Here is a 26,695-nt window from a genome sequence, read left to right on the forward strand (position 1 = left end):
GGAGAGTTCTGAAGATTTATTATTTAATTTTATTGTTTCATTTTAATAAAGAAGAACAGTCCATTTTAGTCTCATCCATTAAACCAAAATGAGCTAATCGATTGGCTTAATTTGACCCTATGAGAAAAATCAACCACTTAATTCCAATACTTAATAGCAACCTGATTGTCTAGATTTTAGTGTAGTTAAAATTGACTAAAAACCTAGATGAAATTAATATGGGCTCGCTGGCCTACATTGCCAGTCGGTTTTGACAGACCGATTCATCTAGCACATGAGATTTATATTTTTGGATATAAATTGAGTGTGGGAATCTTCTCGTCCCCCTTTTTTTCTATGGTAGGACGGAAGGGGGACACCTTCGGGTGTGCTGATTCCTAGATGATCAGTCTGTCAACCCTCTTTCGTTCTGCCACCATTATTTGACAGTGATATGGCAGAACTTCTATAAACATCTAGGAGTTTCATATGCTGTACCCATCTTTTCTGATTTTTGTCTTACCCCATGTTCAATCTGGTTGTAGTTTTCAACGAGGTCTATACGGCTAATTCTTATTATTCGCCTGTATTAAAAAACTTTTTAACGAGAACAATCCAACAGTGGATGGCTAAATCACGCCTATAAAAAATAGACCTTTTTATATTTATATCTGCTGGTGATTGTGAATTACATTGAATATGCGGGAAACAACCATGTCTGAACTTACTAAACCTAAAATTATTCCAATCGAAAACCGTCCACACAAATCTAAGCTATTTTTAAAATGTGTGGTTTTGCCAATTGTGATCTTTCTGATTGTCGCCAAAATCTTTTCCTTTGGTGCTTTCGCCTATATCTTCTTTGGCTTTGACCTGTTCTGGTTTGTGATCATTTACTACCTCTATCAATATGGAAATACATATTTTGATGGAATGACTGAGCAACTGAAACGCCAAGGAGAAACTTTTAATTATCAAAACCGTGGTGTCTGGATTAATAGTCAGGATAAAACCATCATCCTGTTTGATCAGCCTGATCAACGCCTAGTGAAATATCCTTTTGACTACATTACTTCTGTGGGCCATTACAATCTAGTTGAAGACCGCTTCAGAACGACAACCACGGTGATCAGTAACCCAATGATGGGAACCCATGTTAATCAACAAGTCCATCGGACACCGATGAAACGTGAGTTCCAGGTCAATATTGGAACACGGGATCAATTTAAACCGAATTATAGTCTTAAAGTGCTGTTTCCTTGGCGTAGTCCCCAGATGGCCAGTGAAATCCGTCAACTCCTTTCCACTGATCATTATCAATAACAAAGAGTTAAATCCGTAAAATTTAATAACGGTTCTAAATAAGTGTTCTATACAGGATTAACGTGAATAACCCGTAGGAACACAAGGATAAGCAAAATGAAGTATCAACTTAAACAACTATTCATCACCAGTATTACGCTACTAGTGATGAGTAACTCAACGGCTCAACCTGTTTCTACATCACAATCATTCACTCTAGAGCAGGGCTTATCCTGTCTGGATTGGGCCAAGAAAGAACAATCGTTTATAAATCAGCTTGCTTTAGGTGATAGCGATATTAAATCATCAACTGCAATAAAAGCTTTACAGCAACAATTTCAACAACAGTACCGCAAACAAAAGCCTACCGTTATCACTGATTCGGATGATGAAAACTTTTGTGAGGATTGTCCTGAAACAGCCATCTATTTACCGAGCAATAAAAGTAACCCGATCCAACGGATTGAGACTTTAAAGCATGTGAGTGTTGCAGGAGCAAATACATCTGTTTATCGAAACGATGAAATCCTCCAAACCAAACAAAAGATTGAGGAGGGATTAAAGATTAAATTTAGTCACTACAGCGGACAACAATTCAAAAGCTTTAAACAGTAGTGGGATAAAGCTTCTCTACACGATGATCAAAATAGAAGCAAAACCCAAAAAATCTTTCAGCAATATCTACATTTAAAGGTCTTTGATGGTGAGGTCATCCAGAATGAGAAGGCCTATACACCTAAACAAATTTACATTTACAGCCAGCCTTATAAACGTAATTCTGCTAATACAAATAGCATGATTGCCTTTATCAGTCTTTATGACAATCCAGTCAAACCCTCACAGCACATCTTAAAGTGTGGCTTTATCGACAATGTGTTTTAACAACTGAATAAAAAGAGTCTTATCAAATGAAAAAATTAATATTCGCAGGATTATGTCTAAGTCTTTCAACGTTAGCCTGTGCAGGTGCAAAAGAAAGTCTTGTTGGGAAGCGTTTAGTCTTGGATTTACCTGATACTGAATGCGCTGGATTGTCTTTTGCTAAAAATGGTAAAGATGCTGCCACGTATGCTGAAATGGGACAATGCCAAGATCCTTTGCCCCTGAGAGTAAGATGGCTAGATGAGAAGACTTTTATTTTAATTGAAAAAGTACGAACGAATAATATCTCCCCACCACGTAGCTATCTATATAAAGTCCAAAGCGTTAATCCGCATTACGTAAAGATGACTGAAATCTGGACAGGATGGGGTGATTCAAAAGACGATACATTAGGTTATTTTATTAAATAGCTTGAGCTTAGATAGATTGAATAGATAAAGCTAAAAAAATAGCTGATCATAGGGTTAAAATATATGAATTACTACGCAGAGGACCCCTTCTAGGTAACTTAATCTAGGAGGCAATATGCGAAAGTTGAAATTTCAGTACCAACAATCTTTAAAAATCGATCCTAATGATGACATCCGAAGACGATATCCTCATCTGAGAAGTAGATATTTTAAAAAGTTCAGTACATATCAAGAGCGTAGTTTTTATTTTCTTCATTTGATTGAATATAAGGATTATCCATTAAAACTTCGTGTTGCACGAGGTTCTGGCTTGCCGGAAGAATGGGATGATCTTCCATCTTCAGTCTACAAGGTAGCTAAAAGCTGGAAGCATAATTCCAAAAGAAGATATCAGTATTATAAAGAGCGTGAGAAATACTGGATAGAAGAGTAGTAAACGGGGATAAGAGAATTTTGCGCTTTTATCTTTGTTTAAAATTGAAAAGTTAGGAATAAAAAATTATTCCTAACTTTGAATTTCTTAATTTTTAAGATGTTTTATTATATTTTGCTATGAATAAAATAAAGTTTCTATGCTTAGAGCTCTATTGTACAAAAACCTAAAATTTATTATAAACCTTCTAATTTCAAACGATTAGCATGCTGGCGATAAAGTGAGACAGGATCAGGCCCAAATAGCGCTCTTAGACCCAATATCTGATTGATTTCATCTAAGTGGGTTTGTTTGTAGTTATCTCTGATTACGTATCCAAAGTGTGTATTACAGCGGCTGACTAGACCATCATTATCCTTATTCTTGTAAGCCCTAGGCGCCATAGTTGAAATAGCAAGGTCAATAATATCTAATGGGTTTGTAGCCTGTGCAACGCCGGTCCAAGAATAATGATAAATACCATTTGATGTTATTTTTTGTCCATTCCCACAATCGTGAGGTATAGCTGCCGTTGGATATTTTGCATTGAACTCAGCTGATGCTTTTTCACTTAATGCTATTAATGATCGTTCGAAACTAACAGATAGATTAGTATTGCCCTGTAATAGGTTTGTTAAGGGGGCAACAATATATTCAGCGAAAGCAGTAAAAATGAATTTTTCAATGGGAAGTTCCATCATGTCATCGGCAACTTTTGATCCTTTAAATACTCCTCCGACAGCAGTTAATGAAGCTACTTTTTCTGGTGCAACAATTTCTATATAACGAATAGTGGGACCACCATGACTATGACCGATTAGATTAACCTTTGATTTACCTGTAAGTGCTAATACTTGATCTACTTGCTGTAAAAGTTCTTCACCGCGAACCTCTGTTGATTCTAAAGGGGAGACCTGTGTAGCGTATACTGTAGCGCCATTTCGAGCTAAATCTGGCAAAATTTGATAAAAATAATCCATACCAAAAGCGGAAGGACCTAAATGAGTGAATCCAAACATGCCATGATTAAATACAATTGGGTATTTAGTTTCTGCATAATTACTTATAACATATTTGCTCGTGACATGTTGCAAGCCAGAAGCAAAACTGTAGGTGCCAACCATACAGCTTAGAGCAATAAGACAGCTTGTAAATATTCTATATTTCATATATTTTCCTTTAGGACTTCTCAAAAAGAAGTTTAATTAATATCTAATAAGTACCTTTTATAGCCATGCGATATTTAATTTTTGCATGGATCATTCTATAAAGGGAAGTAATCTCAACTCATTAATTGCTGAATGGTAAATCTCCTCCTTGATCATGTACTTGTTCAAAAGTTTGTAAACGTATCTGTTCTCTGGGATTAGCAAACTGTTGATCACGTAATAGATTTATTGAATTTTTTTTTGCCAAATCACTCATTGAGCTTTTAAGAATGGTTTCGCGCTCATTTAGATAGTGGTTTACGCGCTTTTTCCAATTATTGTTTTGTATATCTAAATTTTCTAAGCGCTGAGTTGCTTCTGGGCCTACTAAATTGATCCGCATTTGATAAAGTTCTTCAGCTGAGTTACCGCGTGCTTTGATTTCGGCTGTTAAATTTTGAAGATCTTCTAGTTGTGAAAGCTGTTGTAAGTTTTCTTTCCAATCTTCAGGCAATTCATTAAATAATTCTTTTAGCTTTTGGGCTTTTTGGTTTGTTGGAATTTCTTTATTGTTCAATATTTTAATCCGTTTAATCGTATATTCATTATAAATATCTTCCTGCCCAAACAGCCCTTCAATTTCATAATTAGAAAAAAACTGTTTCTGCAAGTTTTTCATATTTGAAAAAATATGCTGATAGTAATCTGGACTATCGTGGTTGATATTGGGAGCTTGTAGATTTTCTAACTGTTGACTGTATTCTAGATAACGACTCCATAGATCATTTAATTGCGAGAGTAAAGGATTTTTATATGAAGTCTGAGTATAACTAAGGAAATCTTCTCTAATCTGTGCAATCGTTTTTTCGCCATATTGTGTAAGAAAATATTCGAAACAATTCTTTGTTTGTTCATTAACGATTATTTCATTTGAGCTATTAGCAGTAATCTGACAATTGATCTGTGTATCTTGCTGACTTATGCTACCAAAATTAGTTTGTAAACTGGGTTTATTATGATTTGTCACTATACTATTCTGTTTTTCTGTTTTTCTGTTTTTCTGTTTTTCTGTTTTTAAATTAGCTGAAATACTACTTTTTATTTTAGTGTTAGGTTTTAACCAGAAAATAGTTAAAATAATAATAAGACATACCAAAAATATAACCCAAATAATTTTATTGGATGTTAAATTTATAGCCATTTATATAAGAGCCTCCAAATTGATAATATGGGTTTTAATAGTTTGCCCTGCATTAGTTGCCAAACCAACTGGATCTTTTAAAAGATATGAGAGAAATTGTAATTGTGGAGATTACTGAACCAATGATAGAAATTGAGATATTCAATACTCTAAATGCATTCAGATAATCCCCTAAATCATTGTTTGGCGATTTAAATTTTAAGGATGTATCATGATATAAATTATATTCAGGATGAGTAAGTTTCTTAACATATTTAATTCTCTTTTCATGGTTACTCATCTAGGATTTTTCAAGCATCATTCTTATATTTGGCAGAGCCTATGAATTGCGAGAAACGTTCACACCATATTTGAACAGTCGTAAAATCATTAACATTGACGCTTTCAGGAATATTTTTTTTGAAATTTCCAAAATTTTTAAGTTCTCCTATCAAAACAGCTTCTTTTTTCATTTCTAAAAAAGAATTTTTGTCTACTGCCTGCTTTTTAGTAAGATAAATTTTATAGTCCGGCCCAGGGGCTACTTTGCCCTTGAAAGCAATTTCATTATCAGTAACAAAAAGTTCCCCTTCCACCCAGTGTAAAGGATCACTTCCTTGCTGATTAGGGACAAACTTACCCTCATATTTTGCCTGCTTCTGTACATTAGTAATCTCTGATAACGTCGCATTTTCCTGTGCAGTTAATATAGGTAGTAGATAGACTCCTAGGCCTACTCCTATAACAAAGATAACAAGATGTGAAGTTATTAAAAGCATCTTAACTTTAGTTCTCATTCATTTCTCCATGAATTAAAAGAATTTACTTTTACCCATCAATAGGCCTAAGTTTTTTTACGATTTTCCAAATCATAAGATTGCTTGGTAAAGAGTATTTTATTAACTATATATAAATATAGTTTTTTTAGTTAACTGGATAAAAATATAAAACAAGTTATATTTGTTTGGAAATTAAATTAATTATGCATATCAAGATGCTAGAAGGCAAATTTTGATATCATTTAATAATGGTGTTTGTGTCTTATGTTTAATACATATGATTATTAAAAAGACTATTTTAGATGGTGTTTTTTTTTGGCAGGTATAAAAGTTACACATCAATATGAATTAATTTAATTTTTTTTAAATAAAATTTATCAAAATTGATCGATTTAAGTCTATTTTATTAAGTGTTAATTTTTTGAATGTGTTTTAAATATAATGTTGTTTAATACTAAAAATATAATTTAAATTCTTTTAAAATTAGTATCTTATTGGTTGGTTTGATGTTTTTATTTATTTTCTTGTAAGGAGTTGTTATTGTTTTAAGCAGGAATTACCTTTAAATTTTTGGAACTATGAAGGTGTTAGAGTTTTTTTTTACATGTGAAAAAAATTATTTTTCAATAGGAGAGGTAAATTGTAAACTGCTCTTACTTTTAAGTAAGTATATTATAATATCTTTGTTATTCCTATTCTTTTTAATAAGCTTTGTTGGAGTTGGACATGCGAATACAGTGCAAAAAGTAAATGAAAGATTTATGCATTTAATTAAACCTTCTTCTGTTGATGAATTTAATAAAATAAATTTTAAAAAAATTAGTAGTTTTCAATTAAATAGTTCTTTATTTGAACAAAACTTTAATGATTATAACGATAGTTTGCTGGGTTCTAAAATTGAGATAAATGAAGCTATAAAATACGCACTCAATAGAAATCCTGATATCTCACAAGCCATTTCAGGTTTGGCTGGTCAAAATGCGAGTATTGACATTGCAAAAGCAGGTTATTATCCCCAAATTTCAGGTGGTATTATCACTGGTGATTTGAGTAGTGGTAATCGTGGGCAGCAGGTTATAACTTTAAGCGCCACCCAGATGCTTTTCGACTTTGGTAAAGTTAAATCAGCTGTGGAGATTGAACAAGCTAAAGTTCAGGTTGAACAGGCTAATGTTTTGGTCAAATTTGATGCTGTAGCTTCGGATGTTGCACAGACTATTGTAAAAATTCAACGTTATCGTCAACTCAATAAAATTGCTGAGCAGCAAATTGCAGGTATTCAGCGAATACAGGAAATTGCTAATTTACGTGCAAGAGCTGGTGTGACAAGTCAGGCAGATCCAATTCAAGCACAGTCCTATTTGCAAGCTGCGCAGTCTACTTTGATAGCTCAGCAATTATTATTAAATCAATACCAACTACATCTTCAAAATCTTTTGGGTTTTGATGTGTCTAAAAAGAATTGGATTATTTCTAGTGATTTGGCGAAATTGTCAGAATTATATAGAGATCCTGAGTTTAATACTATTCCAAAAATGATTGTTGCACAGCTCAGTGCTGAAGTAGCTAAAGCTTATAAAGAACAAGCTCGCTTAGCGCGTTATCCTACCTTGGCTTTGAAAGGTTCTATAAGTCAGGCCATCAACAATAGAAACCCAAATAATATGAAAGATGATGGTTTATATAGTTCAGTCATGCTTGAAGCAACTAGTCAATTTTATCAAGGAGGAGTCAATGCTTCACAAGTGAAAAGAGCTAGTTATGCCGAGGAAGCTGCAAAAGCACAGGTTAATTCAGTATATATGGATATTCTTGATCAAATTAGAACAAGTCGTGAACAGATTGAAAATAAAAAACATCAAATGCACTTGCTTACAAGTCGTCAACTAACAACTATTGCTACGCGTGAATTGTATCAAGAGCAATATAAGCTCGGTACTCGTTCATTGGTAGATTTATTAAACGCTGAACAGGCTATTCATAGCGCCAACTCAGAACTTGAATCGGCACGTTATGATATTTATAGCGGTATTGTTCAGTACATTGAAGCATCAGGGCGTTCTCGCCAAGTCTATGGCTTGAATAATATTTCAATTCAGGGGGTGGAAGTACAACCATGATAACAAAAAAAATTAATTATCAACCTTGGCTCCAAGCAGTTTTAATTATTGCCAAACACTACCGTATAGAATCTTCAGAAGAAAGAATTCGTTTACAATTAGATTGGAACCAAAATCAAAACTTAGATCACATCTTACAGCTAATTACACGTCAGGTTGGTTTAAATCTACGTAAAGTACCATTTTCAGTAGATTTGTTAAATTCATGGCGTTTACCAGTCATGATAGAGTTTAATGATGGTTTAGTTGGGGTAGTTGATAAGGCGGATACGCTAGGAAATGTAAGTATTCAGTTTAGTGGAGATCTGGGGCTTTCACAAAATTTATCATTAGATGATTTAAAAAACTCTCTTAAGAATGTTTATATCTTACGGCCTGAAAGATCTATTTCAGATGCTCGTATTGATGAATATATTAAACCCTATGAAGCCAACTGGTTTTGGTCAATTGTTTTAAGAGACTGGAAACGCTACTTTGACATTATGTTTGCTTCACTTGTTGCAAACGTATTAGCTTTGGCAACTATTATTTTCTCTATGCAGGTATATGATCGTGTGGTTCCATCCCAGTCAATTCCAACTTTATGGGTTTTGGCTGGTGGAGTATTAATCGCTGCCTTTTTTGAATTTATTTTACGTGTTTCGAGAGTTTATTTATCCGATATTATCGGTAAACGTGCTGACTTACGTGTTTCAGATCGTGTATTTGGTCATGCTTTAAGAATTAAAAATAAAGATCGTTCGAAATCTACTGGTAGTTTTATTTCCCAGATTCGTGAGCTTGAAGGTGTCCGTGAACTAGTTACTTCAACCACAATTAATGCGATTGCTGATTTTCCATTCTTTTTTCTTTTCTTGATTATTTTGGCCTTTATTGGAGGAAAGTTATTCTGGGTAATGCTATTTATCGTGCCTCTTATGATATTGCCAGGCATTCTAGTGCAGAGAAAGCTAGCTCAACTTGCACAAGAGGGTATGAGAGAGTCTTCAATTAGAAATGCCATATTGGTTGAAGCAGTACAGGGGATTGAAGATATAAAGCTCTTGCGTGCTGAATCACGTTTTCAAAATCAGTGGAACCATATGAATGAAGTATCAGCTGATATTGGTATGAGACAGCGTAAAATTGTTGGTACTTTAACTGCATGGACTCAGAAGATTCAAGGGCTAACTTATGCCATTGTTGTATTGGTTGGATGTTTTGCAGTAATGGAAGGTGAAATGACCACAGGGGCATTGGTTGCGTGTTCAATTTTATCTTCACGTATGTTAGGGCCAATTGCACAGATTACTGGAGTATTAGGGCGTTTACAGCAGGCTAAAGTTGCAAAACAAAGTTTAGATGAGCTTATGAAGCGCCCAATTGATCAGGCAGATCGCTCACATCTGATGCATAAAGTTGTTTTGAATGGGGATTATGAATTAAAAAACATTTTGTTTCATTATGGGGAAGAAGAACAGAAACCAAGTCTTGCAATTCGTGATTTGAAAATTTGTGCTGGAGAGAAAGTTGCAATTTTAGGACGTAATGGAGCAGGTAAGTCGACATTACTTCAAATTATGGCTGGCATGCAAATTCCAACTCAGGGGTCTATATATTTAGATGATCTCGATCTCTCTTTAATTGATCCATCAGATGTACGTCGAGATATGGGATTACTTAACCAAAATGCCTATTTATTCTATGGGACAATTCGTGAAAACCTAACATTAGGAGCACCGCTAGCAACCGATGATGATATCCTTCGAGTGTTAGATGTAACAGGTGCGCTATCTTTTATTCAAGAGAAAAAAGAAGGACTAGAATACTTGATTTTAGAAGGGGGGAAAGGTCTATCTGGCGGTCAAAGGCAAGCTATATTGCTTGCTCGTTTATTAATTCGTGAACCAAACATCTTATTACTTGATGAGCCAACGTCAGCTATTGATGATGTTGCCGAGAAACAATTAATTGAACATCTTAAAGGGTGGTTAGCACACCGGACCTTAATTGTAGCTACCCACCGCCGAGCTGTGCTTGAATTAGTTGACCGTATTATTGTTGTTAAAGAAGGCAAAATTGTAATGGATGGTCCAAAAGAGGAGATACTTAATAAAACTACTGCCCAACAAAAACAATTAAGTGAAGAGGGGGTTTAATGAGCGAACAACTACAAGAATCTACTCGTTCTATGAATACTTCACATAATGAGCCGCCTTTACCGCATGCCAGTTTAGTAATCGGTATAGTGGGGGCTAGTTTATTAATTTTCTTAATCTGGGCATGGCTGTTTAAGCTTGAGGAGGTTTCGACCGGTATTGGCAAAGTTATTCCATCATCTAAAGAACAAGTGATCCAATCTTTAGAAGGCGGTATTTTAACAAAGTTAAATGTACAGGAAGGTGATATTGTTCAAAAAGGACAAATACTAGCGCTGCTTGACTCTACTCGTTTTGCTTCAAGTGTGGGTGAGGCAAAATCAGTATTGATTGCAGCTCAGACCACAGCTGCACGGTTACGTGCTGAAGTAAATGATATGCCATTAGTTTTTTCCAAAAATGTTGCACAAGATACAAAACTTATTGCTGACGAAACTGCTTTATATAACTCACGTAGAGCTAATCTTCAACAAACTCTTTCAGGACTAAAACAAGCCTTAGAATTGGTTTCTCAGGAATTAGCAATGACAGAGCCTTTAGTTGCTAAAGGTGCTGCTAGTGAGGTTGAGGTTCTACGCTTACGACGTGAATCAAATGATTTGCAAAATAAGATTAATGATGCACGAAATCAATATTATGTAAAAGCACGGGAAGAGTTATCTAAAGCGAATACTAATATACAAACACAAGAACAAATAATAATGGGGCGTAATGATAGCTTAGAACGTGCTGTCTTGAAAGCACCTGTACGTGGTGTGGTAAAGGAAATTACAGTAACGACGCTTGGTGGTGTTATTCCACAAAATGGTAAGTTAATGACAATTGTCCCGATTGATGAACAACTATTAATAGAGGCACGTATTTTGCCACGGGATATTGCTTTTATTCATCCAAGACAAGAAGCATTGGTTAAGCTTACAGCTTATGACTACTCAATTTATGGTGGTTTAAAAGGTAAAGTCACAGTTATTTCTCCAGATACAATTAGAGATGAGGTTAAGCAAGATCAATTTTATTATCGTGTCTATATACGAACGGAATCTGATAAAATTTATAATAAAGAAGGTAAGATTTTTAGTATTACACCAGGTATGGTAGCAACAGTAGATATCAGAACTGGTGAGAAAAGTATAATAGATTACTTACTTAAGCCATTTAATAAGGCTAAAGAAGCCTTAAGAGAAAGATAAGGGAGCAGCCCAATAGTTTATTAATATGTATTTAATTTTTGTTATGTTTTAAATAGTAGTGATGTTTAAAATGTATAATTCTTAAGGTGGTTTTATAAAGTGTATGAGTTTTCATGGAGAGAAATAAAATTCTTGTATAGTTTGTTGATTTTTAAATGAAATTAATGGTTCTTTTGATTTGTTTTTTTTTGGAATTTAATAAACTAATATTTTTTATGTCTTAAATTGGCTTTAGTGTTGTGAGTAAGAAACGTATCTTTTAATTTTAAATTAATTTGGTTTTTTATTGTTTAAATAAAAGTGCCAAATTAATTATTTAATTTCATGATTTTCTAAATGTAGTGGAGTAGATATGTCTGAAAAAAAATTTTTGACTAAAGCTAAAGCTAAAGCCAGTCAGCAAACTTTAACAATTGAAAACCCAAATAGTAATATATTAGGTGCAGTACATACTAATGAAAATAGTAAATATACAGTAGATATTAAGAGTCCTTCAACCAACACTGAAGTACTTAATGTCACTGCAAAAGAAGCTATAGGTAATAAGACTGAACCTACACAGACAATAACACGAGATACAAAGGCGCCAGATGCCCCAACCGCTAATGTTGCTAAGGATGGAACGCAAGTCACGGGTATAGCAGAACCGGGTTCTAATGTTGAAATTAAGGATACAGTAGGAAAAGTGATTGGCTCAGGGGTTGCAGATGCTGCAGGTAATTACAAAGTTATATTAACCCCAGCTCAAAACGAAGGACAACCTTTGAGTGTAACGGCAACTGATAAAGCAGGAAATACTTCTACATCGACAAATATACTTGCTCCAAATCTAGACCGCGTTGAAGCATTTGATGTTTCAGGGCAGGCGAATATTTCTACTATAGAGCCAATTTCAAAACATACTGTCGATTCAAAAGGAGATGAAATTTCTTTTAATTCATTTGTAAATGCTTTGGACTTAGAAAAAATAGTAAACCTTCTTACAGGAACCATAGGCTCAGTTGTGCAGTTCGTTACTGGTGGAACTGATAATAGTAGTGGATATCCAGTTTTACCAACTAGTCAATCATATGATTTTGAAGTAAGAGAAAATCAAACTGCAGATGTTAAGATTGATTTTGGTACAAAATTAATAGGTGGTTTAACAAATGGAGTTTCATTATTAAGAAATATTGGTGGAGATAACTGGGAAGTCGTATCGAATAAAACTGCATTTGGTGTAGGAGTCAAAGTACCATTTACAAAATTTGGACTTGGTGGCCCATCTGGAAGCTTGCTGGTAAATGATCTCCCACCTGGTCAATATAAGGTTGTAATGTCTACAAAGGTAGGTATTGGTGTCACTAGTGAAAGTAAAGCAAATGTTTCTATAGACTACTCTAATTATTTGGTCAATGATAATGGCAACATTACACAAGTTGAATCAGATTACGGTAATATTTATAGAGATGGTCAAAAACCAAACATTTTTACGGATGATACTCAGCTTATGGTAAAAACTTCAGATGGAAGTTTTACGTTAGTATCTGACAAAACAGTAATAAATAGTAAATATGGAACATTCACAATTTATGAGAATGGCGATTATATTTATAAACCAAATTTAAATTTTAATAATGTTAATAAAACAGACTCAATTGAATATAAATTGCTAGATAAGTCCTCTGGTAATTCTTCATCAGCTAAAATCAAAGTAAAAATTGATCAAGGTGATTTTAATATCTCAAAAGAAGTATCAGAAGAATACAATGCTCTTGTCTCAGCAGTAGATCCTATATCATCAGAAGTTACTAATGGTTCAATAAACTTTTTAGCCCCAATTAATTTAATTGGTGCTGAAAGATTAGTGAATACACTTAGTGCATCTATTGGTAAAATTTTTGATTTTGCTGCAGGAACTGAAGGAAATGGACAATTACAATTACTGCCTGCTCAACAAACTTATCAGTTTGAAGTAGGTCATGGTAAAACGACTGATCTCTTGATGAAATACAATGCAAGTTCAGCTGTTTCTGTTCAAAGTAATCTTTCAACTGTTCTTTTGAAGCAAGTTGGTGATAAATGGGAGCTTGTTGCAAAGTCATCTGCTGGAGCGGGACCATCATTATTAATTTTAGGAGAAAAGCCTAGTGGGGAACTTAATGTAACTGGCCTGACGGAGGGGAAATATTTAATTCTTACATCTTTTGATAGTGGAGCAGGTATAGCGACGAGTGTTTCGGCAAGCATTACTACTACAGAACATTCATACTCTGTAGATAGTAATGGAGATTTTTTAAATACTTCAGCTGCTGTTGGGAATGTCTTTAAGAATATTTCTGACGCTAATCTATTGGATTCTGATTTAACAATTAAGATTAACGGTCAAAGTACTAAAGTAGAGCAGAAGACTACAATACACGGTGTTTCAGGAGATTTGATTATCAGTTCAGATGGATCATATGTGTATAAACCATATCCAAATAAGAACAATATTGGCACTTCAGAAGTTTTTGAGTTTACTTATAAAACAAGTGAAGGTGTGATTAATACAGAGTCATTAGGTATTAATATATTAAGTGGTAAGGATTATACGCAAGTTGCCGCAACTCCAAAAGAAGTTAGTGATAGCACTTACTCAATTGAAAATCTTCTAAATGATAGTACAGATACATTATTTAATACTGATCAGGAGCAAAAAAATTCTGATGACCTAAGTGCAGATGCATCAATCTTCCAAGTATTAAGTGTAAATGCAAAAAATGAAAATGACGATTTAGGAACTTATCTAGATACAAATACGGTTTACTCAGTTAACGATATCGATAAAGTGGATGTCTCAGATTTAATAGCTGATAAAAATGTTGATGAAACTATTGTTAGTGAGTTTGAAAATGTGGGAGATATCACTACTTCTACATCAACAGCGAACATACTTGAACATAATGAAAGAGGAGAGATATTTAATCCTAGTTCTTTATTAGTATTGAATAATCTAACAACAGAGATCGCTTCTGATAAGATGTTAGAAAGTAATCAAGTACTGTTTTAAGTTAAAATAATATTTAAAGGGAGTATGTAGTAAATATGAGGGCTAGGGCTGTATATTTTATATCTTAAATTAATATAAGCTCTAGCCCTTTATAATTAAAGATTATCTCTTAATAAAAGTTGAAGTTAAATATTAATTTGACGAGGAAAATTAATGATTAATAAGTTTTGTGCAGTGATAGGGTTAGGCCTGCTTTTGACCGCATGTAATCAACCAGAGAAATTATCTAATCTAAAAGATAATAGGGAAACAACTACTGTGATGCATGCGATTTTATTAGATCAACCGAAAATAGTAAATGAAGAAAGCAACCTGAAAATAGAACAAAAATTTAATAGTATAGAAAGACCAAGTGAAGCAAAAGTTTTAGTTGAACAGTCCCAATTAGATGATTCAGTAATTGGTGTTCGTACAGAATATAAATTAAAACGTAAACATAATGTATGGGTAATTACTAATAAGCAGCAAAGTTATAAATGCTCAAGAGGAAAAAATACAGAAAAATTTCAGTTTGATTTATGTCCTTAATCAAAAGTTAAGTAGTTAACTTAAAAATATATAATGTGAATAAATTTATTCACATTATTCTAGTATGTTCTTTATTTAAGTATCTTTCATATTTCAAAAGAAGTCTTGTCTTGCATTTTTTTCTAATAATCTTTGAATAACTGTTCTTGTGACAGAAAACTTTTTGGCTATTGAATAAACGCTATATCCTTTTTTGTATAGATCTATAACATGTTTTTTTTGTTCATTGTTTAAAATTTCTGGACGTCCAACCTTTCGTTTAACTTTTCGCTCTATATTTGAGTTTCTCTGTAAATTAATTTCAAATTCAGTAAATATTTTTAAAACATGTAGAAAAAAAACCTTTAAATCACCATTAATCTCATGATTAGAATAATCAAAACATATGATTTTTATTTTCATATGGTCGATTTTTTGTAGTAAATGTAGGATTTCTTGAAAATTACACCCAAGGCAGTCAATGCTTTTAATTAAAAGTAAATCATTTTCCTCTAAAGAGTAATTAATTAAATTTAAAATTTTATCTCTATAAATTATGGATTTATCAATAGAAACTTCCTCAATTATTAAACGGTTTTTTTGTATATTATAGCCTTTATCTGAAAAAAAAGAAGAAAACTTTGAAGTCTCAATATCGGTATTTGGATTAACTCTAATATAAGCATATGTACGCATCTTGAAACTCCAGTAGTAGTGCTTGTATTGTTAAATTTAACCAATCAAATATAATGAAAAACAACACTAAACAAAAAGTGTGTATCAAAGTTATTGGGGATATATGTGAGGCAGTTTTTGATTAAAAAATATAACATAATGTCTAAGTGATATTTTGAACTTCATAATTTCTAATAAAATGAAATTCTGTATATTATAAGACCGTTTTTTTGTCTGGTAATGGCGAAGTTAGAGATTTTAAAGGAAGGAAACTTTCTTTATGACTGCAGGCTTTTGAGTCAGTTGACCAGATTAAACCAGATCCATCTAAATAAAAACAATATGTATTTTTGGCTAAAGTGTATTCAATATTCTCACGATGTGAAAAGCTAACAACTTTATGTGGTTTACCTAATGTTTTTATAATTTCATTATAGTCAGTTTTTTGATCTTCAAATCCTAATATAGTAATATTTTCGCTCATTTTAGGCAGATCAAAATCATTGGCTTTATGGTTACATCCCATAAGGGAAAAGCATAAAAATGTCGAATAAATTAATTTCTTCATAAGATAGTTCCAGAAAAAAATTAAGATGCAATTAAGCACCTTTTGATGGGTTTGTGAATGGATTTAAAATAGTCTAAACAAAATAATTTAATATTTGACTATTATTTTAGGTCATTTTTGTTATAAAAAAGGACAGAAGTGCTTTGGTAGATAAATAATTTACAAGTGTATTTTAAGTGTGGGGTGTAGTTAAATTTTTTTAGTGAGAATGCATGGAATTAGTATAACTATATAGATTTTAAGTATAAATGTTAAGTTGTAAATTAATAATAGGGAAAAAGTTCAAAACTACTGTCGTGCTTGTCCTAAAATAAAAATATAGTGGCTCGAATAAGAAATTTAAAAATAAAATTGATGTGATAAGTTTGTAACTCCGATAACTGTTTAACATTTATGGTGTTTAAGATGAAAAGTATCACAAAAAATACATTAGCTATTTTATTGGTTTCTGGCTTTGCTGTACAAGCTCAAGCAGCTGTTACAGGTCAAGTCGACGTGAAATTAAATGTTTCAACCGGATGTACTGTGGGTGGTTCATCAATTGAAGGAAACATGAATAAATTTGGCACATTAGATTTTGGTAAAACTTCTGGTACCTGGAGTAACGTACTAACAGCTGACTTAGCTTCTAGTAAAACTGGTGGTGATTTACAAGTAGTTTGTGATGGTTCAGATCCTGTTGACTTTACTGTTTCTGTTGATGGTGGAGAACGTGCAGACCGTCAATTAAAAAATACAGTAACAGATGATTTGGTTGCTTACAACGTTTATCGAGATGCAGCTCGTAGTAATCTTTATGAGATCAATAAACCTCAACAATTTACAGCTGTAGGCGGAAAGGCAACTCCAGTACCACTATTCGGTGCCATCGCAGCAAATACTGGTGCAGCAAAAGCACAAGGTGACTATAAAGATACTTTGTTAGTAACTGTGAATTTCTAAGATATTTAAAATAGGCTATAGAGTAGGTTTGCCTGTAAAGCTGGCAAGCCTATTTAGGTATTTTGGAGAGGGGAATGCAAAGTCAAAGTGTCTTAATGGTGGTGGTACTAACTCTATTTATTCCAAAAGTATATGCAAATGATTTAGCTGTTAAGTTAAACACACAAATTGAGTTATTACCTTCTTGTACTATTAATAATAATATCGTTAGCAATAAAGATTCCGGATTAAATTTAGGTGAAATTAACTTTGGAGAAGTAAGAGCATCTTTTAATAAAGTCTTGGAGTCGAGTCTACTAAGTAATGGAGGAGCTGGGTTTAAAATAAAGTGCTCTGGAATTGAGTCAGTAAAAATATCATTTGGATCTGGGCTGAATGATGGAAACGTTCCATTAGAATACTCTGATAATTATTACCATGCTTTAACAAACGGTATTGATTATTTAGCTTACAACTTGCTTTACGGTATAGATAGAAAAGTTGTAAAAACAAATAAATTTTATATTTTGAATAATATTAGTCAAGAACAAACAGTAAATATTTTTGGCCGTGTTGTAAATAATGGTACTCCTAAATCTGTAGGAAGTTATAAAGATACTATTCCTGTTTCTATCGAGTTTTAAGATGAAGAATATATTTTTGATTACTGTAGGTTTTGTTTTTTTTAACCAAGTTTGTTTTTCTGCTATTCCTCAAACCAGAGTTAACTTGAAAATACAAGCAAAAATTGAAAAAGGTTGCAGTTTAACTAATAAAGAGTACCAGCTAGACTTTGGTCGTCATCCATCGGTATCTCAAGAAAAAGTTACAGCAAATGTTATAAATAATTCTTCATCTTGGAATTTGAAATGTACAGAAAATATGCCTGTAAATATTTCTATTAATGGTGGTGAAAATGTTTTAACTAGTATTCGTCGTATGAAACATTTATCATCATCCGATTATATAAATTATAAACTTTATAACTCATTTAAATTAGATGGTGAGTATGAAATTGGTAAGGTATATTCTCTTCAACCTACAACAGTAGATAATTCAATACTAAACTTTTCTATTTATGGCGTTGCTGATCTTAGTAATAATAATTTGCCAAGAGAGGCTGGGATCTATAGAGATACAGTTTCAATTTTGATAGCGTGGTAACTTAAATGAAATACTTTTCTTCAAGAAATAAATCAATCCAAACTACTTTTTTCTTGTTTTTTTATTTGATTTCAAGTTTTGCAATGGCTCAAGCTACCTTTGTAATTTGGCCTATTTATCCAAAAATTGAATCTGATGAAAAAGCGGTAGCTGTTTGGTTGGAAAATACAGGTAAAACCGATGCTATGGTTCAAATACGTGTATTTAAATGGAATCAAAATAATTATAAAAATGATTATAGTGAGCAAAATGAAATTATACCAAGCCCTCCAGTTGCAAAAGTTAAGGCTGGGGAAAAACATATGTTAAGGCTAACAAAGGCATCAATGGTTCCTAGTGGAGAAGAAAGAGCATATCGAGTTATTGTTGATGAGCTACCGGTTAACTTAAATAGTGAAAATAAAGAAAAATCATCGAATGTTAACTTTCAAATGCGTTACTCAATACCTCTTTTTGTATATGGAAAAGGGTTAGGGAGTGGTTTAAATGAGGCTACACAAAAAATTAATGCTAAAAGTAATAACTCTAAACCAATTTTAACTTGGGCTGTGGAAAAAAATAGTGAAGGTAAGTCGGATTTAATCTTAAAAAATCAGGGTAAAAAATTTGCAAGATTAACAGCAATACGAATAACTGAAAATGCTAAAGATATTAGTTTAGGTGAGTCTTCATTCGGGTATATTTTGCCAAATGCAAGTATGAAATTTGAAATTCATAAAAACTTAGAAAAAAACTTAAATAGTTCTTCTGTAATTTATGGTGTTGACACTTCAGGGGTTAAACAAGAGTTAATAAAGATTAACAAAGAGGTGGTTAAGTGATTTTTAAATATAACCACTTACATAAGTGTATCGTACTGTCATTGCTGGCTAGTAGTACTTTAAGTGCTGTAAGTTTTTCTTTTGCAGGGGAGCTGCCGCCTGCGCCAAAAAGTATTAGTGATATAAATCAGCTTTTTAAACTGTATTTGGATTTAAGTATAAATCATTATTCAACAAGACAGGTAGTCCCTGTTATCGTTAAAAATGATATTTATTATATCCAAAAATCAAAGCTTACTGATGATTTTAATATTAGTATACCTGTTGATATTCCAAAGTCTGATTTGCTAACTAATGAGGATATTAATATATTAGGTTTTGCTGGTGAAACTTCAGACTGGTTAAAACTATCGGGAATTCCTGAGATAGATTATGAGTATAGTTCGACTAAGCAAAATTTTAATTTGATAATTCCAGCTGACTGGATGCCAACACAGATGATTGGAAAAGACTCATGGTATAAACCTGAGGTAGCAAAATCAAGTCTAGGATTATTAAATAACTACGATTTTTATGTCTATAAACCTCATATAGGTAATATGACAAGTAGTCTTTTCGCCGAGCAACGTTTCTTTTCTCCATATGGTGTTTTAAAGAACTCCGGAATATATGTTAAAACTCAAGTTGATAATGAAAAGTTTAGCCATCAAACGAAAAATAATGATGGGTATAAACGTTACGATACTAATTGGCAATATGACAATCAAAGTAATGCCACATCATTTATATTGGGAGATATAATTACTAGCAATAAAACAACTTGGGGAAGCTCTGTACGACTAGGTGGACTACAGGTACAGCGCAATTATAGTACACGCCCAGATTTAATTACTTATCCATTACCTCAATTTAAAGGGCAGGCTGCTTTACCAAGTAGCGTTGATTTAATTATTAATGGACAGAAAACTAAATCAACTGATGTACAATCTGGTCCATTTATTTTAAATAATATTCCATTTATTAATGGTAAAGGTGAGGCTGTAATCATAACAACAGATGCTGTTGGAAGACAAGTAGCTACAGCTGTACCTTTTTATATAGCAAATTCTTTATTAAAACCTGGTCTTTTAGATTATTCATTTTCTATAGGTAATATCCGTGAAGATTATGGCATTAAGAATTTTTCATATGGAAAATTTGCAAGTGCTCTCGATGCTAGATATGGTGTGAATGATTGGTTTACAGCTGAGGGGAGGACTGAACTTACAAATGATTTACAATTATTTGGATTTGGTTCTGTTTTAAAACTAGGGAACTGGGGTGTTTTAAATAGTTCATTTTCTAAAAGCTGGGTAGATAATAGTTTATTAGAAGGTGACTTAAAGAATAAAAGTGGAGAACAGTATACTTTAGGATATAGCTATAATAGAAGTAGATTTGGTTTTAGTGTAAATCATTCAAATCGTGATAGCGAATATTATGATTTGTCACGTATGCAATATAATAATTTATTTTCTGTAAATAGTAATAAAACTATGGCAGTGAATACTTATTTTGCTTCTAGAAATTCTGGAACATTTGGTTTGGGATATATAGAAACTCAAGCCAATAGTTTTGAAAATAAGCTAATGAATCTATCATGGGCACCAGTACTTCCCTCTTATATGAAGGGGATGTCTGTCTCATTAAGCGCTAATCATGATTTTATCGAAAATCAATGGAATGGTATGTTTCAACTTTCAATTCCATTATTTCGTTCAAACTCTACAGTTAATACAGGATTCACTTTGGATTCTAAAGGAGACTCTGGTTATATCAATTATAATCAAAGTATACCATCTGAAGGAGGATTTGGTTTTGATGTTACTAGAAAATTTAATGAAAATCATAGCGATGTAAATCAGGCAAGATTCAGTTATAGAAACAAATATCTTAATTCTGATTTTGGTGTTTCTGGTAATAATGATTATAACTACTGGCTTGGTTTCTCAGGCTCCTTAGTATATATGCAAAATAGTCTTTATGCAGCTAATCGCTTAGGTGAGTCTTTTGCATTAATTGATACAAATAATGTACCTGATGTACAAGTGAGGTATGAAAATAATTTGATTGGTCGAAGTAATAATAAAGGTCATATCTTTATTCCTTCTGTAACTCCTTATTATGCAGGTAAATATAGCATAGATCCTATTGATTTACCTTCAAATTATACTATTACTAATGTTGAAAATAGAGTATCAGCTAAACGTGGTTCGGGAGTTATTATTCAATTTCCTGTAAAAAAATCGCTTTCTGCCAATATTCACTTAGTTTTAGAAAACAATGAGCCTGTACCAACTGGAGCAGTAGTACATAGAAGCGACTCTGAATCTAGTTATGTTGGAATGGATGGTATTGTATATTTAGAAGATCTTACAAAAGATAATTCAATTACAGTACAGCTTCCAAATCAATCAATTTGTCGCGGTAAATTTTCTATAGATTTAGAAAAAGCTAAAGATCAAATTTTAGATATTAAATCAGTATTATGCGTGGAGGAAAGTAAGTATGAAACTCTATATAAATAAATATAATAAATCTTTGTTTTTTGCATCTTTATTCTTATTGCCATCTGGTTATGCTACTGCTGGCTGTAGTGTTACTCAAGCAGGTGATAAAAAATTACTAAGTGCACCTTCTATGTCATTATATGAAAGTGGTTACAGATCAGGCAAGATTAGTTCTGGATTGTCTTGTACAGGTGTCAAATTTGGTCTTCTAAATAAAACTTTCCTTTATTATAGAGTAGATCATTTAGCTAATAATTTAATAAATAAATTGACTGGAGAAACTCTAAATGTAAACTTTTCTAGTGCTGATAATAATAATAAACCTCTTAAAGAAGGAGAACTAGTCGATCTTAGTAGTTTTAGTTTCGTTAATGTTTTTTCCGGTACTGATGGAGCTGTGCAATTCGATTATACAATACCGGCTGGACAAAATGTTTCACCTGGGATTTATACTACTCCAGCGCCTCTTCAAGTTACTTGGTTTTATTCTGTTCCTCTATTAGCTGGGATCGGAATTGGAATATTTGATTCGAGTCCTGGATTTAATAGGGGGTTACCTGGACCAAAAGAATCAGACAAGGGAGCAGGGGTATTAACAAAACAGACATTAAATATCGAGGTTCTTCCTGATTGCCGAATATTAACGAATGATATTAATTTTGGTACTGAGGCCTTCGTTAGTAACTTTGAACCAGTACAAACTTCTATGGGCATCCGGTGTTCTTCAAAAACACCTTATAAGGTTAGTTTGAATAATGGTTTAAATGCAAAAAATGGTAATCAACGTGCTATGAAGTCTACGACAAGTAATGATTTTATAAATTACGAAATTTATAAAAATAATTCAAACGAACGTTGGGGTCTAAATAACGAAAGCTGGTCAAGTTCTGATGCTACTAGTAACCCTGGAGTTCATGACGGGATTACGCAACAAAACTATATGTTTACTACTAAGATTCTCGGAAATAACCCAGATAATCTTCCTGCTGGACTATATGAAGATATTGTCAGGGTTGAGGTAAAGTTTTGATATTTATATTAAAATATCTTTAGGTTTAGTTTTTGTGTCAAGTTGCTAGTGGTAGGCTTCAATATGGTAAATAAGCAACCGACAATTCGTTTCCAATTATTGAAACATCTTGTAGATCATTGCGCTTTAGCAAATATAGAACGTGATGAACTATTAAGAATTGGAGGAATAGATGAAAAATATTTAGAGCAAGATATTTTGTTTTCTCCGCTCGAGCCATTCGAAAGAATGTTTATGTTCATATATAAAAAAACAAGTGATCCATTATTATTGTTAAAATTTTATTTACAGAGTGATATTTCTTCAGTTGGTCCATTAGGTTTGCTTATTTCTTTAAGTGAGAACTTAACAGAAGCAATAAAGAGCTTTTTAAAATATAGAGAATTACATGGTGTATTGGGACAAATGATGTTCATTGAAGAGAATGAGTATCATATTTTATTTAAATGGAAGCATGTAATTGATAATTATACTTTAAGTAGCTTTATCGTTGAGTATAAGTGTGCATGGTGGGCAGACTTAATAAAGTTATGCGGGGAGGGTGGGGAGCGTCATTTAGCTTATATTAAATTTGAGCATTCAGCAGCCAGTGAAAATATTCAAGAATATTATAGAAATTTTTTTGAATGCCCTGTTTTATTTAAGCAAGATGAATCAGTTTTAGCTGTTTCCAAAAAAACACTTGATTTACCCATTAGATCACATAATAAAGAATTATTTGCCAGTGTTGAAAATTATATAATATCTATTTTAGATAGAGATATTAATATCAATAATTTTTCTGAAAAAGTTAGAAATATTATATATCTCCAAGTTCAAACAGGTGTGATATCTCGCGAAATTGTTGCTGAACAGTTAGGAGTTTCTGTAAGAACTTTGAATAGAAGATTGAGTTATGAGGGTTATACATATAGTTCTATTTTAGAGGAAGTAAGAATAGATATAGCAAAAAAATATTTAACAATGACTAATAATAGTATCTTATCTATTTCGAAATCTTTAGGTTTTTTTACAAGTAATACTTTTATTACATGGTTTAAATCTATATTCAAAGAAACACCTAGTAAATTTCGGGAAAAAAATCAGGAGGTTGTTCCTAAAGAGTAATTTTATAAAGCTTTATATATGAAATTTTTTTGTTTTAATTTTTTATTTATTTAAAGGAAATGTTTATGCGTAAATATTTATATAGTTTTTTTTCTATGATGATTGTTGTTGGTTTGGTGGCTTGTGACAGAAAAACACCTTTTGATTATAATGAAGTTGCAGCAATTGAAAAGAAGAACCCTGTTGGAAGCGAAATGTTAGTACACAGCTCTTTAATAACTAAAGGAGTGGACATAGAAGCGAAAGTAAATCAGTATGATCTTATTGGTAATAAATATTATTTCGATTTAAAAATCACAAATAAAACAAATAAACCAATTGTATTAAAAACGAAAAAAATATTATTAGTAGATACAGATGCTAAAACTCATACTGCTGGTCTTGTAGATAGTGATATTATAAAACCAATTTCACCAGGTATCACTATTGGAGGGGTCGTGGGTTTTGATTATAAGAATGGCAAACATCTTCCTTCTTTTATCAAAATTGAAGAGTAAAATAAAAAGACCTTTATATTAATAAAGGTCTTTTTTTAAGATGGAATAGTTTTGTATAAATTTAATAAATTTTACTAAATTTTGAGATAAATTTTTCTTATTCCAGATTATGTATATATTGCTTTCAATACTTGAACTAATATGAATTAAATGTTCGGGTACATTTAAATCTTTTATAATTGATTGTGGCATAAATGTCATTCCAATATTATTTTCAATTAATTTTAGCATTAATGGATAAGATTCAATCTCTCTAATTGTGTAATTTTTAAGATTTTTTTGTGACCATTGTTCAATATATTCTCTGTAGGTACATTGGTTGCTAAAGGTATAAATTATTGGAGTTTTATGAGCTGCTGAGCCTTTAACTAAAATTAACTTTTCAAAGAAAACTAGTTTGCTCTCAAGACGTGGAGAGGTCAGAGGACCATCAGAAAATATAACATCGTACTCTAAGTTAGAAAGTTTATTTTCTAAATTAATCGAATAATCACGGAAAATATGTAAGTGCGTATTATCATTTTTATTCTCAGAAATATATTTGTAAATGAGATCTGGTAAAAAATAATCAAGAGCTATATCTAAGCCACCAATGACTAATTTACTTATTGGCGAAAGCATGGTATTGGCTTTAAACATATCAATTTCATATAAAATTATTTTTGTCTCTTCATAAAAATTTCGTCCATAAGGAGTTAAGATTAACTCTCTATTTTCCCTATTAAATAATGGTTCACAGCATTTTTCTTCTAACTCATTAATAAGTTTAGAAATATTTGATGGAACACAATGTAGTTTTGTCGCAGCATTAACTATTCCACCTTCATCTATTAATGCAAGAAAGGCTTCTAATTCTTTAATTTTCATATATAAGCTCCTTTTTTTTATTTTACTAAAATTGAAATGTTGTTTTCATTATATTTCACTTTTTTTGTAAAAAAAGGTAACTATAATTGTAAATTATCAAAAATGTTTTAGGTGGTAAATTGTTTCGTTTTATTAACTTTTAATCAGAAAATATAGTGCAAAGAAAGATAGTTTACTTTGAGGTTTTCCTTTAAGAAATTAATTTCTCCATTTATTATTTGAATGTTTTGAGATAACTGGTGGATTTTAAATGAAAAATAAACAAACTAAGATTCGTTTTCAACTTTTTAAGCATTTTTTGGATAATTGTGAAGAAATTAATTTAGATCGTCGGGATCTGCTGGAAATTGGTAATATTGATGAAAGTTTTTTCGTAAGTAATTCGTATTATGCCTCTTTAGATTCTTTTAAAGAGATAATAAAATATAGTAGTCAAAAAGTGGAAAATCCATTTATTATTTTAAAGCATCTTTTGCGTGAAAATATTTCCACTCTAAGTCCATTGGGCTTGCTCATGACATTTAGTGAAAATTTGAGGGAGGCACTCTTATCATATTATACTTATAGAGATATTTGTGGTGATTTAGATGATAACTTTTCGTTGTGTTTTAATGACGATTATATAGTATTGAAATGGTCTTCACATAATAATGATATTTTTAATAGGCTATCTACAGAATATCAATGTGCGTGGTGGTTAGATTTTATTCATAATATTGCAAGCGAAATAGATGAGTATGAGGTAAAACTTTCTTTTGAACATAGTATACCTGATATTAATCTTCAAAAACAGTATCAGGAATTTTATAGATGTAATGTAAGTTTTAACGCAGAAACTACAATGCTATCTATATCTAACAACTTATTGAATGTTCCACTTAAAACTACTAGTCGTGAACTCTATTTAAGTATTGAGAATCATATTTTAGATATTTTGTTACAGTATAAAAAGACTAGAAAAACAGTGGATACTGTTCGATCTATTATTCACTCTCAACTTAAAGAGGGAGGGGTTACTAGGGAGTTGGTCGCTGAAAAAATGGGTATAAGTGCAAGAACATTGACTAGAAGATTGAATGCTGATGGTAGTAATTATAGTTCAATACTAGATGATGTAAGGCTAGATGTAGCCAAAAACTACTTATTAACCACTCAATACAAAATAGTGTATATATCAAAAAATTTAGGATTTTTTACATGCAATGCTTTTATTACTTGGTTTAAAGAAGCGGTTGGTGTTTCTCCGGGGGTTTATAGGGATAAAGCAAAAAATAAAATTTTAAGTAAAGAATATAAAGTTACATTATCTAGTGCTTTTATTTGATGTGTTTAAATAGGTCATTATATTTATAAATTGTGCCAACCTCTTGAATGGTTGGTAGTTTTTTACTAATATTTAATTGTTGATATATTTTCTCAGATATAACAACTGGTTTAAGTAATCGTCGATGCCAAAAGACTTATACTTTTCCATTAAG

The 26,695-nt window shown here is 32.1% G+C and carries 22 protein-coding genes and 2 pseudogenes; 18 read left to right on the forward strand and 6 right to left on the reverse strand.

All coding sequences use genetic code 11. From position 1 onward, the window contains the following. Positions 1 to 693 precede the first annotated feature (693 nt). From PJ15_RS00390 to PJ15_RS00405, 4 genes and pseudogenes are all read left to right on the forward strand, one after another. Positions 694 to 1,302 carry a hypothetical protein gene (locus PJ15_RS00390; RefSeq protein ID WP_047426634.1) on the forward strand — a complete coding sequence of 203 codons (609 nt, stop codon included), beginning with the start codon at positions 694 to 696 and terminating at the stop codon, positions 1,300 to 1,302. A gap of 96 nt (positions 1,303 to 1,398) precedes the next feature. Beyond that, a pseudogene (locus PJ15_RS00395) lies at positions 1,399 to 2,163 on the forward strand (hypothetical protein). A 26-nt stretch (positions 2,164 to 2,189) separates the two neighbouring features. Then, on the forward strand, positions 2,190 to 2,573 hold the full coding sequence (locus tag PJ15_RS00400; RefSeq protein WP_047426635.1) for a hypothetical protein: 384 nt from the start codon (positions 2,190 to 2,192) through the stop codon (positions 2,571 to 2,573). Positions 2,574 to 2,688: 115 nt separating this feature from the next. Further along, positions 2,689 to 3,006: a hypothetical protein gene (locus PJ15_RS00405; protein WP_047426637.1), complete on the forward strand. Its 318-nt coding sequence runs from the start codon at positions 2,689 to 2,691 to the stop codon at positions 3,004 to 3,006. 176 nt (positions 3,007 to 3,182) lie between these two features. Here the strand turns inward: PJ15_RS00405 and PJ15_RS00410 are convergent, their stop codons facing one another. The 3 genes from PJ15_RS00410 to PJ15_RS00420 form a co-directional block, all read right to left on the reverse strand. After that, positions 3,183 to 4,154 (reverse strand): lipase family alpha/beta hydrolase, encoded by a 972-nt coding sequence (locus PJ15_RS00410; protein ID WP_047426638.1) that lies wholly within the window; start codon positions 4,152 to 4,154, stop codon positions 3,183 to 3,185. A 121-nt stretch (positions 4,155 to 4,275) separates the two neighbouring features. After that, complete coding sequence (locus PJ15_RS00415) at positions 4,276 to 5,334, reverse strand: lipase secretion chaperone (RefSeq protein ID WP_047426639.1); 1,059 nt, start codon at positions 5,332 to 5,334, stop codon at positions 4,276 to 4,278. Between the two features lie 290 nt (positions 5,335 to 5,624). After that, positions 5,625 to 6,110: a DM13 domain-containing protein gene (locus PJ15_RS00420; protein ID WP_047426640.1), complete on the reverse strand. Its 486-nt coding sequence runs from the start codon at positions 6,108 to 6,110 to the stop codon at positions 5,625 to 5,627. A gap of 893 nt (positions 6,111 to 7,003) precedes the next feature. On the opposite strand from PJ15_RS00420, the pseudogene PJ15_RS00425 reads away from it, so the two are divergent. The 5 genes and pseudogenes from PJ15_RS00425 to PJ15_RS00445 all read left to right on the forward strand — a co-directional run. Beyond that, positions 7,004 to 8,212, forward strand: a pseudogene (locus tag PJ15_RS00425) (TolC family protein); the annotation flags it as partial. Further along, entirely contained in the window at positions 8,212 to 10,350 is a 2,139-nt protein-coding gene (locus PJ15_RS00430; RefSeq protein WP_413772459.1) for a type I secretion system permease/ATPase, read from the forward strand. The pseudogene PJ15_RS00425 and the gene PJ15_RS00430, both read left to right, overlap by 1 nt. After that, positions 10,350 to 11,540: an HlyD family efflux transporter periplasmic adaptor subunit gene (locus tag PJ15_RS00435; protein WP_047426647.1), complete on the forward strand. Its 1,191-nt coding sequence runs from the start codon at positions 10,350 to 10,352 to the stop codon at positions 11,538 to 11,540. Before PJ15_RS00430 ends, PJ15_RS00435 begins: the two co-directional genes overlap by 1 nt. Positions 11,541 to 11,892: 352 nt before the next feature. Next, the gene (locus tag PJ15_RS00440) at positions 11,893 to 14,571 is read left to right on the forward strand and encodes an Ig-like domain-containing protein (RefSeq protein ID WP_047426650.1); all 2,679 of its coding nucleotides are present in this window, start codon (positions 11,893 to 11,895) and stop codon (positions 14,569 to 14,571) included. Between the two features lie 156 nt (positions 14,572 to 14,727). Further along, complete coding sequence (locus PJ15_RS00445; RefSeq protein WP_047426931.1) at positions 14,728 to 15,099, forward strand: hypothetical protein; 372 nt, start codon at positions 14,728 to 14,730, stop codon at positions 15,097 to 15,099. Positions 15,100 to 15,192: 93 nt separating this feature from the next. On the opposite strand, the gene PJ15_RS00450 is transcribed toward PJ15_RS00445, so the two are convergent. Further along, on the reverse strand, positions 15,193 to 15,774 hold the full coding sequence (locus tag PJ15_RS00450) for a recombinase family protein (RefSeq protein WP_047426652.1): 582 nt from the start codon (positions 15,772 to 15,774) through the stop codon (positions 15,193 to 15,195). A gap of 193 nt (positions 15,775 to 15,967) precedes the next feature. Continuing rightward, positions 15,968 to 16,321, reverse strand: a complete 354-nt coding sequence (locus PJ15_RS00455) for a hypothetical protein (RefSeq protein ID WP_155766434.1) — start codon at positions 16,319 to 16,321, stop codon at positions 15,968 to 15,970. A 405-nt stretch (positions 16,322 to 16,726) separates the two neighbouring features. On the opposite strand from PJ15_RS00455, the gene PJ15_RS00460 reads away from it, so the two are divergent. The 8 genes from PJ15_RS00460 (at position 16,727) to PJ15_RS00495 (ending at position 24,350) form a co-directional block, all read left to right on the forward strand. Further along, positions 16,727 to 17,263, forward strand: a complete 537-nt coding sequence (locus tag PJ15_RS00460) for a spore coat U domain-containing protein (RefSeq protein WP_047426657.1) — start codon at positions 16,727 to 16,729, stop codon at positions 17,261 to 17,263. A 74-nt stretch (positions 17,264 to 17,337) separates the two neighbouring features. Then, entirely contained in the window at positions 17,338 to 17,886 is a 549-nt protein-coding gene (locus tag PJ15_RS00465; RefSeq protein WP_047426660.1) for a spore coat protein U domain-containing protein, read from the forward strand. Between the two features lies 1 nt (position 17,887). Continuing rightward, the gene (locus PJ15_RS00470) at positions 17,888 to 18,406 is read left to right on the forward strand and encodes a spore coat U domain-containing protein (RefSeq protein ID WP_047426663.1); all 519 of its coding nucleotides are present in this window, start codon (positions 17,888 to 17,890) and stop codon (positions 18,404 to 18,406) included. A 5-nt stretch (positions 18,407 to 18,411) separates the two neighbouring features. Further along, positions 18,412 to 19,227: a molecular chaperone gene (locus tag PJ15_RS00475; protein ID WP_047426666.1), complete on the forward strand. Its 816-nt coding sequence runs from the start codon at positions 18,412 to 18,414 to the stop codon at positions 19,225 to 19,227. Next, a complete protein-coding gene (locus tag PJ15_RS00480; protein WP_047426669.1) occupies positions 19,224 to 21,734 on the forward strand; it encodes a fimbria/pilus outer membrane usher protein in 2,511 nt (836 codons plus the stop codon). Before PJ15_RS00475 ends, PJ15_RS00480 begins: the two co-directional genes overlap by 4 nt. Next, positions 21,715 to 22,746, forward strand: a complete 1,032-nt coding sequence (locus PJ15_RS00485; RefSeq protein ID WP_047426672.1) for a spore coat U domain-containing protein — start codon at positions 21,715 to 21,717, stop codon at positions 22,744 to 22,746. Before PJ15_RS00480 ends, PJ15_RS00485 begins: the two co-directional genes overlap by 20 nt. 63 nt (positions 22,747 to 22,809) lie before the next feature. Continuing rightward, the gene (locus PJ15_RS00490) at positions 22,810 to 23,853 is read left to right on the forward strand and encodes an AraC family transcriptional regulator (RefSeq protein ID WP_047426675.1); all 1,044 of its coding nucleotides are present in this window, start codon (positions 22,810 to 22,812) and stop codon (positions 23,851 to 23,853) included. Positions 23,854 to 23,918: 65 nt separating this feature from the next. After that, entirely contained in the window at positions 23,919 to 24,350 is a 432-nt protein-coding gene (locus tag PJ15_RS00495) for a hypothetical protein (RefSeq protein WP_047426678.1), read from the forward strand. An 18-nt stretch (positions 24,351 to 24,368) separates the two neighbouring features. On the opposite strand, the gene PJ15_RS00500 is transcribed toward PJ15_RS00495, so the two are convergent. Next, positions 24,369 to 25,217, reverse strand: a complete 849-nt coding sequence (locus PJ15_RS00500; protein ID WP_047426680.1) for a LysR family transcriptional regulator — start codon at positions 25,215 to 25,217, stop codon at positions 24,369 to 24,371. 250 nt (positions 25,218 to 25,467) lie between these two features. Here PJ15_RS00500 and PJ15_RS00505 point away from each other — a divergent pair, with 250 nt between their 5' ends. Beyond that, positions 25,468 to 26,541 carry an AraC family transcriptional regulator gene (locus PJ15_RS00505; protein WP_047426683.1) on the forward strand — a complete coding sequence of 358 codons (1,074 nt, stop codon included), beginning with the start codon at positions 25,468 to 25,470 and terminating at the stop codon, positions 26,539 to 26,541. Positions 26,542 to 26,695: the final 154 nt, after the last annotated feature.

It is taken from the genome of Acinetobacter sp. neg1 (assembly GCF_000788125.1).
Lineage (GTDB): Bacteria > Pseudomonadota > Gammaproteobacteria > Pseudomonadales > Moraxellaceae > Acinetobacter > Acinetobacter vivianii.

Coding starts and splice junctions, on each gene's coding strand:
- PJ15_RS00475 (WP_047426666.1), top strand. CDS start 18,412: ATGAAATACTTTTCTTCAAGAAATAAATCAATCCAAACTACTTTTTTC.
- PJ15_RS00460 (WP_047426657.1), top strand. CDS start 16,727: ATGAAAAGTATCACAAAAAATACATTAGCTATTTTATTGGTTTCTGGC.
- PJ15_RS00485 (WP_047426672.1), top strand. CDS start 21,715: ATGAAACTCTATATAAATAAATATAATAAATCTTTGTTTTTTGCATCT.
- PJ15_RS00495 (WP_047426678.1), top strand. CDS start 23,919: ATGCGTAAATATTTATATAGTTTTTTTTCTATGATGATTGTTGTTGGT.
- PJ15_RS00505 (WP_047426683.1), top strand. CDS start 25,468: ATGAAAAATAAACAAACTAAGATTCGTTTTCAACTTTTTAAGCATTTT.
- PJ15_RS00440 (WP_047426650.1), top strand. CDS start 11,893: ATGTCTGAAAAAAAATTTTTGACTAAAGCTAAAGCTAAAGCCAGTCAG.
- PJ15_RS00400 (WP_047426635.1), top strand. CDS start 2,190: ATGAAAAAATTAATATTCGCAGGATTATGTCTAAGTCTTTCAACGTTA.
- PJ15_RS00410 (WP_047426638.1), bottom strand. CDS start 4,154: ATGAAATATAGAATATTTACAAGCTGTCTTATTGCTCTAAGCTGTATG.
- PJ15_RS00470 (WP_047426663.1), top strand. CDS start 17,888: ATGAAGAATATATTTTTGATTACTGTAGGTTTTGTTTTTTTTAACCAA.
- PJ15_RS00450 (WP_047426652.1), bottom strand. CDS start 15,774: ATGCGTACATATGCTTATATTAGAGTTAATCCAAATACCGATATTGAG.
- PJ15_RS00405 (WP_047426637.1), top strand. CDS start 2,689: ATGCGAAAGTTGAAATTTCAGTACCAACAATCTTTAAAAATCGATCCT.
- PJ15_RS00390 (WP_047426634.1), top strand. CDS start 694: ATGTCTGAACTTACTAAACCTAAAATTATTCCAATCGAAAACCGTCCA.
- PJ15_RS00415 (WP_047426639.1), bottom strand. CDS start 5,334: ATGGCTATAAATTTAACATCCAATAAAATTATTTGGGTTATATTTTTG.
- PJ15_RS00455 (WP_155766434.1), bottom strand. CDS start 16,321: ATGAAGAAATTAATTTATTCGACATTTTTATGCTTTTCCCTTATGGGA.
- PJ15_RS00490 (WP_047426675.1), top strand. CDS start 22,810: ATGGTAAATAAGCAACCGACAATTCGTTTCCAATTATTGAAACATCTT.
- PJ15_RS00420 (WP_047426640.1), bottom strand. CDS start 6,110: ATGAGAACTAAAGTTAAGATGCTTTTAATAACTTCACATCTTGTTATC.
- PJ15_RS00435 (WP_047426647.1), top strand. CDS start 10,350: ATGAGCGAACAACTACAAGAATCTACTCGTTCTATGAATACTTCACAT.
- PJ15_RS00500 (WP_047426680.1), bottom strand. CDS start 25,217: ATGAAAATTAAAGAATTAGAAGCCTTTCTTGCATTAATAGATGAAGGT.
- PJ15_RS00465 (WP_047426660.1), top strand. CDS start 17,338: ATGCAAAGTCAAAGTGTCTTAATGGTGGTGGTACTAACTCTATTTATT.